Genomic DNA, 15,406 nt, shown 5'->3' on the forward strand with positions numbered 1-15,406 from the left:
GTTTATTCGCGGTTATCCTATGAATCTCCTGCCAGGTTTACCAAATTTTTCCCAACATAAACCAGACGCGTCCATTCGCCTTGGCCTTCTCGCTGAGATTGGGGTCGCCGCCAATACGGCGGGCGTAATCAAGGCGGGCAAACCAATCGTTGGGCTTGGTGTAAGAAAGTCCTACGCCCCAGCCTTTTAATGTCATCCCTGTCTCCTTGCTGCCAGGGAAGTAAGGCATATCATCCTTACGGAAGCGCACATGACCCATATCAAAGTAAGTGCTGAAAACCAGTCCGGGCACCTTGGTATAGAAACGTGTCTCCACTGTCCCCATAATGCCTTCATCCCCGGAGCCTTCGCCCTGCGGATATGCGCGGACACCGTTAGCCCCGCCAAGATACATGCGCTCGGAGCCATCCAGATTTTGACTGGCTATCTGTGCCGAGCCCTTTACCAGTACATCGGCTCTATTGCCTAACCGCTGTACTGCCGTAACATTAGCCTCAGCCTTCGTATAGCGCCCTTTCGCACTGTCATAAAGCATTCGTGCATTCTCAGAATCCAAGCCTAACGTACCGGTGGTTATTTTCCCCGAATAATTGAGGATTGCCCCTTTACGACGCTCAAACCCCTCCAAGCCAACATAAACGCTGTGGGTGTGTTTCTCCGTTGTGAAAGCCCCTCGCATCATTTCATCGGTCAATCTACGGTAGTTGTAACCATAATTAAACGTCAAGCCGCTGCGAGTCAAATGGTAGAGTGAACGGTGCCCATAAAGACTGATGGTCTCAGCTTTACCTTCCATCCCCATAGCTCCTAACCCCGTCTCATAATCCATTCGGCTAAAGCCAAGGCCTAAAGTAGTTCCTCCCCGGCCCACAATGGTTTCATAATTAGCATAGTAATTGTGCATTCCTTTATTGGAAATAAGCGTCCCAACACTAACCTTATCACCATTACCGCTGACATCATAAATATTATGCTGCAAGCCATAACGATATCGCCCCGTGTCTTCACTGCCATAATTTTCCACATAAAGTACAGTATTGCTACCCTTGCCCTTCTCGATTCGCACAGTAAGGTCGCTGGTACCAAAATCCTTGCCAGGGCTCAAAACACCAACGGCCTTCGTACCACTCACATCGGAAATGGAATACAGCGTAGTTTCCAGTTTCCCTGTACGGATAATCTCGCCAGACTTCAAGCCGTTAACAAAACCTTTTGCCACGCTTTCTTTTAGCTTACTGCGGTTATCAATTTTTATTTCACCGTAACGGCCAGGGATAACCCGGATAACAATCATGCCATCAGAACTTTCCTGAGCTGGCACGTATGCAGCAGCTGCCGGATAGCCGTGTTGACGGCAATAGCGGGTGAGCTCCGCCAAAGTGGCATTTAACTCCACCATTGTGCGTTTCTCGCCCATGCCATCCTGCAAAATCTTCGTTAATTCCCCCTTATCCAGATACAGATCAGGTGCCTCCATCCGAAAGTTCGTAATGGTAAATTCCACCGGCTTTTCCCCTTTTGGTTTATCCGGTGTAGTATTCTGCACTTCTGCTTCGGGACGTGGAAGTTCCTGATTTACCTCCTGTCCTGGTTGCGAGAGAGCAGGCGCAGCCCCCGCCACGCCGCCTCCTAAAGTTATAACAGCTGCTGTAAATCCTGCTGCAATTTTTAGTTGCCTTGGTTTCTTCATGCTGTATATCTCACCTCAAATAATCAAGCTACGTTTACACCATCCGACTCCACCTTCAGCTCGATTTCATCTTCATGAGCTCCACTGCTGGATTTAATGGCAATTTCACTTTCTTTTTCCTTCTTATCTTTCGCCTCTTCCCCTAAAATATCCTTCTTTTCCTCCATAATTTCAATGCCGGCTGATCTCTGCTTGTTATCCGCATTGGTAATGTCTACCACTTCCAGATTTACCGTAGTACCACTACCAGACACTTCAATATTCGCACTGCCTGCTGCATCCACACCTTCCATATTGACGATATCACCGCCCACAATACCAATATTGGATGCACCCTTGTCTCGGTTGGACATATCACCAGCGTCGGTGCCCATCTTTAGACCTGAACTGTGAATTTCACCACTGTCGATGTTTTCCCTGGCAAGAACTTTGCCTCCTTTGTCCTGATACTCAATGGCCGCCACTCCGTTATCACCAAAACCACTATTCATATCCTTGGAAATCTGATTGTAAACATTATTGTTCGGCGTAATTTTGGTATCGGGATTCCCCATATGGGTATTGACATAGTTGATTGTTAAAGCACTATCATTAGCTGCCGACTGGTCGAAAATGTAATTCCGCCCCACCAGACCATTCTTCTTGCCCATGTACCAACCATATACACCATAACTACCCGGAGTAGTGTTGGAAACACCATCTTTAGTCTTGTAAATAAGACCGTTAATGAATGCGGTGTAATTATCCCGCTCACCATTTACAAAGCCCGTCACCTTACCGGTAAACACCGGCATGGCCTCACCAGCATTAATGGATACAGGGTCTGCGACAATTGCAAGCCCCTTGCGGCGAATCGTACCTTTGCCCTGTGCCGTATTCTGTGCCAACTGATAGTTCCCATTAGTAAGTTTCAATGTGTAATTGACATTCTGCACTACAGGAGCAGCACTGATATCACTAGCGCTGGCATTAGCATCATCATACTGGCCGTTAGCCACCAGACCGACGCTATCACCATTAACAATATTACCAAGATCCACATTATACGCAGCATTTACCACAGCAGTAGTCCCGTCATATTCCTTATCCGCATTCTTCACCGACTGCACCGTCAGCGTGCGTGGCGTAATGGAACCATTTGTGCCACTGAGAGAACCAGTAACTTTGCCATTCGCATAGCCTGTTACCTGCATCGTCTCACCATTAGCAGTGGACTGTACGCTTAGGTCATAGTTGCCATTGTCCCAATTCAGGCCATAGGTATAAACCTTCGTACCGCTAGCCGCATTCTTGTCTGCATAATCAGCCGATACTACACCAACATTGATGGTATCGCCATTAACCAGGTTCGCAGTATTTACATTGATATTTGCATCTGTGTTGTAAGCGTTGCTAAGCGCTGTTGTGCCATCATACTCCTTGGTCGGGGCATTCTTTATCGACACGCCAATGGTCAACGGGGTGATCTTTCCTGTGCCTATCAACTGTCCTGTGCCATCCTCTGTTGTCAGATAATAGTTATCCTTACCTGTGCCGTCCGGATTGAAATTACTAAAGGTAACCTTCTGCGTCGTTACCTGCCCATCTCCCTGGCGCTGAACATCCTTGTACTGATACGCCGCACTGATATTATTTGCCAACTGTACCATATTCTGCTCAGCCTGCAGGATACCAGTATCTCCCTTTTCCTGCGAAAGTACGAATCGGCTGGAAGCCGTATAGGCATTATCTACACTGGTATTGCCATCATAATGCTTATCTATGCCCGTATTCCCCTGCCCAAATGTTACATTAACCCTGCGTTTCAGGATATCGCCTGTCCCCGAAAGGGTCAACGTATACTGCGTACCGCCATTCGTGGCCGTAGCCAGCGTATAATTACTAGAACCAGTCCCCGAAAGGGTATACGTGTACTTGACATCATAGCTCCCAGTACCCTTACCAGGCATAGCACTGGCATCCTGCTTACGGCTGCCAGTCGTCTTATCCGCATAATAAGCATCCGTCACCGTCACATTCACCGTGCCTTGATCAACGGTCAAAATATCACCTACATTATAGTAAGCATTGGCCTTGTCCGCCGTATCCTTAGCATTATAGACCCTGTCAATACCTGTGGTTTGATTAAGGCCCGTACCAATAACTTTTGGCGTGATGGAAGTGGTCGGCGGGGTCGCAGAATTGGCCGAATTAATCGTAGCCCTAGCTCCCCCCTTGCTAATATCAAAGAGGTCTGCATCCGTCTGTTTGATTACAAAGTTCCCCATTGCCTGCGCTGTAAGACCGCTAAGCTTATAGGTTACGCCATTATTACTGGTGCTTACGTCCTTACCATCGATACCATTACCACTACCGTTATAGGTAGCATTAGTTGCCAGTACCGTATAAGGTATATTGATGGTTTGCGTGTTTCCATTTGGAGACACAGTAGCTTCCAGTTTCAGATAATCCGTCAACAATCCATTGGCATTTTTGACATATGCATCGCCATCATATTCCTTCGTAATCGGGCCTACCCATCGCTCTTGGATAGCGCTAGCTGACAGAGCCAAAGGTTTGATATACCCTTTCTGAGCTGCTTCCTTAAAATACAGCGTATCAGCAACAGTACCTGCTACCGTATTGCCAGAAGCATCGGCGTTGGCAGTCCCCGTGAGGTCAATGTAATAGTTTCGCGCCGCAGCTGTGCTATTGCCTTGCACATAGCTATTTAATGTCCCATTGATATTCTGATAAACTACCCCCTTATAACCATAGGTCTCATTCGGAACATACGGAGTCTGCCGATTGACATTGGCATCCCCTTGCACACCATTGGTGGCATCCCAGGTACCATAAGTGCCTGTGATCTGCTGATTGAGCGCCGTGGCAGCCCCTGCATCGCTCTCACCATTGACAAAACCAGACAATGTTGCCGCAATCTTATTCTGAAGAACAGTAGCACTCCCATCATATTCCTTGGACACATCGCCAAAGCTGATGGTCAAAGGTGCCTTGTTGATGGAACCTGTGCCAGTCAGCGTTCCCTGACTGGCTGATGTTGGAGTATAATTGGTGCCAGTCCCAGTCAGTACATAATTGCTGAGCTTGCCAGTATTACCGTCAGTAAGCTGGACATTATAGATTACATTTTGCGAACCTGCATCTGAACCGCCATAGGCTGCATTAATAGCCGCCGTATTCAGCGTCACACCATCTGTGCCCAACAGACCATTGAGGCTGACATTATTCTCCACATTCTGCTGAATACTCTGTGGAATATTCGTATTGCCATCATACGTCTTGGTCGGCACATAATTGCCCAGAGAAGCATAAACCGCACGTGGCGTAATCGTACCGGTCGTATTAGCTGTCAGTACGCCATTATTATAGGAAAGGCTCCCCCAGCCCATCGTCATATTCGTCAGGCCGCTAGTATTAAAATTGCTAAGATTATTTCCTAAAGTCAGCGAATAAGTAACGTTCTGCGGTGTGCTGTTATTACTATCCGATCCGGCATAAATTGCCGAAGTTGCTGTAATGCCCTGCAAAAGCACATCTTTACCTGCCGTATACTGATTATCGCCATCCATATCAACATAATGATTGTTGATAAAGCTCTCCGCTGTAACCGCATTGCCGCTACGATCCGTATAAGCCACATTCTGCGAGCCATCATATTCCTTGGTAATGGTCTTAAAGTCAAATTTGAAATTCTGATTCGTCAGGCTTAAAGTCGAGATTTTTCCCTTGCCCGTAGCCGTATTCGCTATCGTATAGTTATCGGCAAAAGTCCCCAACGTGGGGTTGGTACTACTATAGTTCCCAGCCAAAGACTGCTGCAGATTGCTATAAGACACGTCAAGATTATCCCCCACATCTGCATTGTTGGTACGACCAGTATACTGGCCTGTAATCTTCGTAACATCAAGCGCTACACCATCACCAGCATCATTACCCAGAGTGGGAATTATATGCTGCGCATCCTTGGCCACATCAGCCGTACCATCATAGGTCTTCTCCGTCTTGCCAAAGTTTACCGTCAGTACCCGTTTGTTAATGATTCCTGTACCAGTCATTGGCGCTGTAATGGCCTGCTGATTACTGTCCACAATATTATAGTTAGACTGATCAGTCGTTGTGATCGCCGCAGTATAATAAATATCTTTCGTACCAGCATAGGAATCTTTAGCCGCTACGCCATTCTGATCCTTATAGGCCGCCGTGGACGCATTGCTGTCACCACTAACCAGACCGGCATTGCCATTCACGTCTTTAAAGGTGATAACCTTATCGCCGGTTAATACATTTCCCTGACCATCAATAAGGTCCGTTGTAGCATCATAAGTCTTAGTGGTATTAGACAACGCCGTATTGGCAATGTCGGCAATAACAGTCTTAGGCGTAATCTTTCCTGTAGCCGTGGTTGGATCCACAATACCTGTAGTCGGAAGCGTGTAGTTTCCTGAACCATCATCTATAACAGTCACCGAATAGGTCACATTCTGATTAGCTTGATTCTGACTGTCCTTGCTGGCAAAGGTACCACTAACGTTGCGGGTATAGTCTACCTGCTGTCCGCCCACCGTACCTTTGAATACATCTCCAGTACCTTTAACCGTAACGCCCGTAATATAAGAACCAGCATTACTCAATGCCTGCGTACCATCATATTCCTTGGATATCGGCGCAAAGGTATACGTGAAATCACCGGCGCCCAGTGCCTTGGCCGTAATGGTACCTGCTCCCGTAGCCGAGGAAGCAATCGTATAGTTGCCCGCATCGGTGCCTGACAATATCAGATTCGTATAATCAATCCAGTTCTGTCCATTGGCATCGCCTTTGACATTTTTGCTATGATAGGCTGCATTGCCCTGCAATTTAACCGTATCAGTGCCCAGTACTCCAGTCAGTGCACTGGTTAAGTCTGCGTTTCCCGTAAGTCCTGGCACATTGGTGGTTCCATCATAGGTCTTCTTCTGCACGGCAAAAGTCGAACCCAGATTCAGCTGCGAAATTTTACCTGTTGCGCCCGTATTTGTCCCCAGCATTTTAACGGTAATCGTGCCCGTATTATTCAGGTCATAGTTCGCCGCATTTGTTCCATTGAGCGTTGCCGTGTAATCAATTGTACGGTTACCGGCATTCTTACTATCGTATGCAGCCGATACTTGCATGGTTACACCATCATTGCCAGTCAATGAATCCGAACCACTGGCATAGTCTACATAACCGCCCGTGCCAAAAACAGACGCTTTTGCATCATTAACCGCTTGCGTAGAATCATAGGTCTTGTCTAGGGAAACCGTATTGGGTTGCGTAACCGCCACATTAATGGCCCTTTTCTTTATCTCACCTTTCCCACTGACGGTATAGGAGCCCGTACTGGAAAGCGTACTTCCTTTCAGGGTATAGTCGCTAAGCCATGTTGTACTATTGCCAGCAGCGGCCGTAATCGAATACCCAATCTGCGTAGCTGCATCAGACAGCCCCGATGCAGTTGCACTGCTGGTATTTTGACCACTGGCATCCTGGAAATTAGCCTGTCCATTGACAATGCTGAAAATAATGTTATCACCATTCACCACGCCAGTATTGCCCGTGCTTGTTGCATTGGCCACCAGCGTATACCCCGTGGAATTAAACCCACTTGTCCCATTATACGTTTTCGAACCATTGGCAATATTGCCCTGTGCATCCTTAACCTGGAACGAAGTTGGGTCGATGGCACGCTGACTGATTGTCCCTGTGGCCTGCAAACTTCCCGTACCATAAACGCGATTAGCCGCCGTATTATTGCGATTAGCATAGCCATCATAAAGCACATCATAGCCAGTAGCACTGCTAGAATTTTCTACCACCAGCATATAATTTTGCGCTTTCGTCCCGGTCAAAGCAATTTTCGTATAGTCAATAGTTTTATTATTAGCAGCATGTTTATCATTATATGCAATTAACGTGGCACTGGTATCCAGTGTCCCAGTCTCTTGTCCTACAAACTTATGAGTATCCCCTTTGGTCAAATCAATCTCAACATTGGTACCAGCCGCTGCATTGCTATCGGTAACCGCTGTTGTGCCATCATACGTCTTACCAAACCCAGAGGTCTGCTTTAGCTTGACGTAAAGAGTGCGCGGCGTGATATCTCCAATAACGGAAAGATTCGTCAAGCTGGAAGCATCCAGCGTATAATTGCCCGCAGAACTCCCAGACAGTCCCGGCGAACTGCCTACCGTAACGGCAACAGTTTTTCCATAGCCAACATTGCCATCATTCTGATTGGCGCTATTCTTATAAGTAGCCGTAACCCCCGACAGCTGAACATCATCGCCAGATAGCAAGCCGCCAAACGAAACATTGCCACTGCTCCCCGATAACGCCTGGCCAAAGGCCTCTGTGCCATCAGCAGTACCATCGTATTCCTTGGTAATCGTAAACGTCCCACTCTGAGCCGCTACCGTACGCTTGTTGATGATGGCATTGCCGCCCACGATATTATAGCCATGCTGACCAGAAGAAATCAGCGCTTGGGGCAAGTTATTTCCATTGACATTGCGAATACCTGCGGTATTTACCGTAATATCACTGCTGTCCGCATTACTGGTAAGCGTAACATCAGCAGCTGTACCTGCACCCGTCTTGGTCGAATTAGCCACCTTCAAATACTGCGCATTATAAATTGCCGTGATATCTGTCCCGCTATTTTGGCCCGAAAGACCGCCTGCTAGCGTAAGACCATTGCTCGTAGCTGTCGTATCTGTGGAATTCGCAAAATAATTGTAATTATACTCAGCTGTTGCCGTGCCCTTTAAGAAGGCCGTAAGAATGGGGGTATCGACGCCTTCATAAATACGCCAGGTAGTTTTGGTCGTACCATCACTACTGATATCCGTTCCGCTGTTCCAGCCCGCAGCCGTATAGGTATTTAAATCGGTAAAATTCCCAATAACGCTTCCTGTTTCCAACTGTGGATCAGTAGACACATCTCCCTGTGTCGTATAAACGCGTACAATTGACGGCTCATTCGTACCTGCACCTTCTGTTACCGATAATCCCGCAATACCATGCTGGGGCGTGCTATTCGTATTATACGCATCATGTATCTTGACCCCAAAACCTGCCACACCTACAATACCACCTGTTTCTGCACCATACACATTACTGGTGTTATATGCATTGCTAATCTCGACATTATAGGCCACATCCGTTCCATTATCACCAGCATGCCCTACAAGCCCTCCTGCAATCGCAGTATTCCCATCACCGACAACATTGCCTTCTCCATAAACATTTTGAATCAATACATTATTTACGGTACCGGCAATCGCACCTGCATTTTCATTCGTTGAACTAATGGTGGAATTAACAATCCCAAGATTTTCAATACGCGCATTATAGGCTGAACCACCATCCACATTGCCAAATAAACCAACACTGCCTGGTGCATTTATACTAAGGTTGGAAATTGTATAGAACATGCCATCGAATTTACCAGCATAGCTATTCCCAGTACCAATAGGGGTAAAATCCGTCACACCAGTCATGTCAATATGATCAGCCAACATGTAATTATTGGTCGTAGCGCCGCCATTCACTGCATTAGCAGCTGCCTTCAAGTCAGCTGGCGTGCTTATAAGCTTATAATTATCCGTCAAATTTGTGCCAGTATACCCCGCACTGGTTCCAGCAGTATTGCCCACATGCGCATAGCCCACATTTACATCATTATTATTTGCATCTTTTTGGATAAGTTTCGCATTGAGCACTACATTGGTATTCGCCGTCGAACCATTGGTCGTTACCTTGGCCGAATCAATGAAGCGGATATTGGTACCTTCTACCTGCACTTTAGATGCCTGAATCGAGCCGAGATTTACCACATCAGCATTAGGTGTACCTGCCTGCAATACGGCAGACGGGTTCGTCCCCATATTGGCTTTCGCATTTACAGCAGATGCAACATCCTCTGTTGAAACATAGAGCGCCCCAACATTAACCGATGCATCCTTGCCAAAGATGACACCATTAGGATTGACGAGGTAGACATTTTTGCCCCCCGAAATAGCGCCATCAATTTGAGATGTTGCCGCCCCCGTGACAACGTTCAAATAATTATTCGTCTGGACACCATTGTCAAATACGACTTCATCTTTCGCTCCTACCGAAAAGTCTTTCCAGGCAATTACATTATCCCCTGGGGCCCCCGTTATCGCAGTCTTGACCCCACCTGCAGTCGTAATCCCCGTCTGATCAATGGCAGTCTGAGCTATGGTATTATAAGCGGAGGCAGCATCATGAACAGGCGCACCATAAGTGACCGGTACTGCCATAAACATACCGGTCATCAATGCTAAACCGACCTGACTCGTTAATTTCTCTTCTTTGGACAGCCGTTTCATTTTCAAAACCTCATTCCCTTGATCTATCCCAAATACATCTTTTTGCTATTATAAAGAAAAAAATCACCTTTTCAATAGGCCTTTAGCCCCACCCGAAAAGAATTGTGAAAAAAGCCCCTCTTATGAACAGCAATCACAAGAAGGACTTTTTCTATTTAGCGTCTTTCATCTTATTGAAGCAAACTCAACACAGAACTGCTGCTCTGATTAGCCTGAGCCAACATGGACTGGGCTGCCTGTTTCAGCACATTGTTCTTGGTATACTCAGTCATCTCCTGTGCCATATTGGCATCACAGATAACCGACTCCGAAGACTGGGTGTTTTCACTGGCTGTTACCAAATTTGCCGAAGTATATTCCATACGACTCCCCAGCGCCCCAATCGTCGTTTGTTGATTCAGCACCTTCTGTACTGCATTGTCTAATACATTTATAGCTGCATTGGCATTGACCTGTGTTTCAATGCTCAATACCGTACCATCCTTTGCGCGCAATCCCAAGGCTACCGAACGCATATCAGACAAGCCAACCTTTACAGACTGATTTGCCTTGGTTCCAGTCTGGATCACTAACGAATTATCATCCGATGGATCTTGGGCACGAACCGTTTCCTTGAAATCGTTGAACACAGCATTGGCTTTCTGTTTTGCTACGCCCTTAGAATCCGTAAATGTAATCGTCAAACCAGCTATTTGCCCATCCACTCCCTCATGTTTTGCTTGGAAGGTAATTGCCGTACGCCCGGAAGCAGTCGTCACCGTCTGACCAAACTCATCTGTCCCTACGGTATTATTTACCGGGGTTCTCAGTTTTATATCAGCAGCGCCAATCGTATTATTGGAAAACAACTGATTAATCCGCAAATTTTTGACCTGCTGGGAATATGTATAGGTCTTACAATTCTTCACATAGGATATCGTGACTATATCCGATGTGGAAATATCCAAGCTATTATCATTATGGTCAGTCAAAGATGTAAGCAGGGCATTGTACTTCGTCCCCTCATGTAAATTCTCATTTGATAGAGAAGTCACCGTGCCCGGTGCATTTACCCGATGGTTTTGGGAGCCATCTACCAAAGTCTGGCTATTAAAGGTCACGTTAGCATTGTCATCAATCTGGTCAACCGCCTGATTGAACTCTTTCTGCATAACGGCTCTATCCGCATCCGTATTGGTATCGTTGGCCGCATTGATAGCCTTTTCTTTGAGTGTCTTCAAGATATCCAGCGTAGATGCCACTGCGCCTTCAGCGGTTTTCAAGAGGCTATTAGCATTCTGCGTATTGATATCGTCCTGATTCAGCGATCTTAGCTGGGTATCCATACGCTCAGAAATCGAATACCCCGAAGCGTCATCGCCAGCACTATTGATTTTCATCCCTGATGCAGCCTTCTTCAGACTCTTGGCCAGCGCCTTATCATTCTTGTCCAGTTGGTTCAGCGTATTCTTCGCTGACATGTTATTCTTCACTACCATAGCCATTGTGGCCAACCTCCTTGTTCTTCGCGACTATTATGCTCAACATGATATCCATATCCTCCTCGACATAAATATCATTCTATCTGCTATTTCTTATATCGTACAAAGAATAGTTTTTCTTAAGTCCTATCCAAAAATTTTTTTCAAAGGCCAAAAAAGAACAAGCGCTGTTTTTCCTTGCGCTTGTTCTTCCTCTTGTTTATTGCAGCAAACTCAATACATTGCTGCTATTCTGATTAGCCTGTGCCAGCATAGCCTGTGCCGACTGGGTCAGTATGTTCGCTTTGGTATAGCCTGTCATTTCCTTGGCCATGTTTGCATCGCGGATTGTACTCTCTGCGGCCTGCGTATTTTCATGATTGGTTACCAGATTGGAATTCATTGCCTCCAACCGTTGCAACTGTGCCCCCACCGTAGTATTCGAAGCCAACAGATATTTCATCGCCTGATCGATATCATCCAAGAATTTCTCTGCCATCTGCCGAGTCCGCAGGTTGCTGCCATCCCGCCCTGCCCCTTTTTTCGTATAAGGCCAGACTTCATTACGCCATTTCAGCCGCTTTTCTTCCATGGGCAGATTCGAATAGTCAGAAGACCATTCATCATCCTTGGGATAATCCTCTTCCTCCGGGTCCAGCTGCCAACGGCTTTCATCACTAGGAAACAGCACCGAAACCGTCGTATTCGGAAGCATGAAACGCGTATCCAAGGAGCCTTTCGTATCCCCTTGAACCACCATCTTTTTTTCCGGTTTCATTAACGAAGTATCCTGTAAACTTCCTTTGACTCCATCGTAAACTGCAAGATGACTCCCCAAGCTGGCACCACCTGAATTTCTGTCATCACTAGAACTTGGGCGAAACATCACATAATCAAAGCCCCCTGCCCCGTTAGGAAAACGTGTAAAATCGATATCATGTCCATCCCTAATTTTTATCGTATTACCTGAAGTAGGATAATGCGAAGAAAGAGCCGTCCACATAGCCTGATTAATATCAGCTGTTGTTGATGTACCGCCAATTCCCACCAGCAATGCAATATTTCCTTTATCATTCTGACGATCAAGATTTCCTGCTGGTGCCGTCTCATCAAATATGACGTTAATGAACTGATTACATGCCGTACAACAAAGTGCAAATCCCTCCTGATTAAAATCCGCTGGTATAGCTCCCGTAAACGTAGAATAGTCAAGGGGAAAAGCATTCTTGCCACTTGGCGTACCGTAAGCTGCCAAATTTCCCGATCCTGGTTCCGTTCCTAAGGTTGCCGTATAGGACGGATTTACCGTCTGCCCCTGCGCATTGGTTGTCGGTGGCTCAAGCCAGACCTGTGTGCCCACAGGTGGTGTCGATGTGAATAGTGCTCCATTATTGTTGGGGTCATACAATCGTGTCGTCGGCGTTACTACCCTATATGTATCTAAATCATGCGCCTGAACCGGCGGTACGCTCATCGTTGGCACCATGTTGGTTCCTGCTACAAGTGGGAATGCATTATTCTTTGGTGGCCCACTGGAATCAAACTTAAAACTTTCTTTCCCCCTTTCTTTCCCATCCAAAAGCGAAATTCCGTTGTAATTTGTACCATACGCTATCGCATCAAGTTCGTCCATCAGATGGTCGGACTCACTTTGCAGAATATCTCTATCTACTTGAGAGTATGTATCATCCGATGCCTTCAGGGCATTTTCCTTGAGTTTCTGCATAACCTGAACCTGTTCGTTAATCGCCTGTGAAGCAAGATTCAGCATGTTAAAGCCTGTTTTTGTATTGTCATCGCATTGATACAATCCTCGAATACGAACTCGCATACGCTCAGAAATCGAATATCCAGCTGCGTCATCACCAGCACCATTAATTTTCATACCGGAAGAGACTTTTTTCAACTGTTTACCCAAGGAGGTATCGTTTTTTTTCGCTTGTCCCAAAGCCATCATGGCTCCACTATTGTTCATGATTGTCATAGCCATAAGAATAATCCCTTCTTCCTATGTAAAACTCTCGATCATACTTCTTCCAATGGAAAACTATTGTAGCAGACTCAATACCGAACTGCTGCTTTGGTTGGCCTGGGCCAGCATGGACTGGGCGGCTTGCATCAGCACGTTGCTCTTGGTGTATTCCGTCATTTCCTTGGCCATGTTGGCATCACGGATAGTGCTTTCACTAGCCTGGACGTTCTCACTAGCCGTGGTGAGGTTATTGGATGTATACTCCATACGACTTTGCAATGCACCAATAGTCGTCTGCTGATCAAGAGCCTTTTGCAAGGATCTATCCAAGACCGTCATCGTACGTCGTGCCTCTGCTCTGGTCTGGACACTGATATTCTTGCCATCGTCACTGCGCAGGCCTAAAGCCGTGGCATGAATATCCGAGAACTGCGCCAAAATATTCTGGTTGGCCTTGGTTCCCACTTGAAAACGAAAGCCGCCATCTGGGCGCGTGTAGGATGGCCATTTCACTGTGAGGCCTTGAATCAACGAGGTATCGCTGCCTGGATAGAACCAAAAGTTCGGCGACATGCCTTCGATAACCACCTGCTCAGCATTGGCGTTTTCACCCTTCCAAGACTTAGCGCCCAATGCGGAACCAGTATCGAACTTGTTATCAGCGTCAATATCACAGAATTCCTTCAAGAACTCCTTAGTTGTATGTCCAGTCGCCGTATAATCGGTCAAATCCTGCTTAAAGCCAGCAATAGCTGCCGCTGCAGAGGAAAAGCCCCCCTTTGAAGCCGCAGCTACCGCCTCATCGAGCGCCCCTCCACCTTTCTCATCGAGTACTTTCATAAATCGCTCAATCATATGTCCATCGTGGCCGCTCTTGGCATTGAGATAGTGGAAAAAGGCATAGCCCATAGCATATGGATCCACACCGCTCGTACTAGCAAACTTCGTGTCGACATCATTTGGCGTAAGAGCTGTCAATACAGTCATTCTATCCGACCAGTCATCAATACCATGGATATAATCCGCTGCACCTTCTGTGATATACATGGCACTTTGAGCCAATGTGCCGAAATCCTTGATATTAGCCGCCATGACCGCATGAGTCATCTCATGAGCAATTGTGCGGTCAAGATAAGGATAACCATTCGTCTTACCGTTTACATCATGCTCGGCCAATGTATTATAGACATCCAGGTTGATGGTAAGCTCCAGTTTATTCGTTACGCCACCTACAGAAGAAGATGTTACATAAGCCAATTTGGTCGTGCCGCCTGAACCACTACCCGTACCGCTATTTTCAAACTTAACCTCAATTTCCCTGACACTCGTTTCATCTTCCTGAAACGACAGACCGTAGGCTTCTTTCGCCATAGACAGGGCGCTGTCCAGCCATTCGCTGTTGAGAGCCTTGATTATGCGCTGTTCCGCACTATCAGCTGCATCAGCTGAGCCGTCGAAGAGAATCTTATTATTGAAGGTAATACTGGCATTGTCATCGACCTGGTCAATAGCCTGATCTAGTTCCTTTTGAATAGTCGCCCGGTCAGCATCTGTGTTCGTATCGTTTGCCGCATTGATGGCCTTTTCCTTCATGGTCTTTAAGATATCCACCGTTGAAGAAATCGCGCCCTCCGCCGTCTTCATCATGCTGATAGCGCTCTGGGTGTTATCTATGTCCTGATTGAGGCCACGCACCTGCACACGCATACGCTCCGAAATTGCATAGCCAGATGCGTCATCAGCAGCGCCGTTGATTTTCATCCCCGTCGATACTTTTTTGAGCGATTTTGACAACTTATTGTTATTTTTATTCAGTTCGCCTAAAGTCATTTGCGCGGCCATATTATTTTTTATAACCATTGCCATAACGTATACCTCCATGTACACAAGGGCTATCCACTCTATC

General features: G+C 46.6%; 5 protein-coding genes. All 5 read right to left on the bottom strand.

Features of this window, described 5'->3' with window-relative positions; all coding sequences use genetic code 11:
- Window positions 1–37 precede the first annotated feature (37 nt).
- Entirely contained in the window at window positions 38–1,690 is a 1,653-nt protein-coding gene (locus tag P157_RS0100670; protein WP_026759315.1) for a ShlB/FhaC/HecB family hemolysin secretion/activation protein, read from the bottom strand.
- A 23-nt stretch (window positions 1,691–1,713) separates the two neighbouring features.
- The gene (locus tag P157_RS0100675) at window positions 1,714–10,068 is read right to left on the bottom strand and encodes a beta strand repeat-containing protein (RefSeq protein ID WP_026759316.1); all 8,355 of its coding nucleotides are present in this window, start codon (window positions 10,066–10,068) and stop codon (window positions 1,714–1,716) included.
- A 170-nt stretch (window positions 10,069–10,238) separates the two neighbouring features.
- Window positions 10,239–11,552, bottom strand: a complete 1,314-nt coding sequence (locus P157_RS0100680; protein WP_026759317.1) for a flagellin — start codon at window positions 11,550–11,552, stop codon at window positions 10,239–10,241.
- A 196-nt stretch (window positions 11,553–11,748) separates the two neighbouring features.
- Window positions 11,749–13,518, bottom strand: a complete 1,770-nt coding sequence (locus P157_RS0100685) for a flagellin (protein WP_026759318.1) — start codon at window positions 13,516–13,518, stop codon at window positions 11,749–11,751.
- A 57-nt stretch (window positions 13,519–13,575) separates the two neighbouring features.
- Entirely contained in the window at window positions 13,576–15,366 is a 1,791-nt protein-coding gene (locus P157_RS15220; RefSeq protein ID WP_080695352.1) for a flagellinolysin, read from the bottom strand.
- Window positions 15,367–15,406: the final 40 nt, after the last annotated feature.

Origin of the sequence: Selenomonas ruminantium AC2024 (assembly GCF_000687995.1) — a bacterium.
GTDB classification, from domain to species: domain Bacteria; phylum Bacillota; class Negativicutes; order Selenomonadales; family Selenomonadaceae; genus Selenomonas_A; species Selenomonas_A ruminantium_B.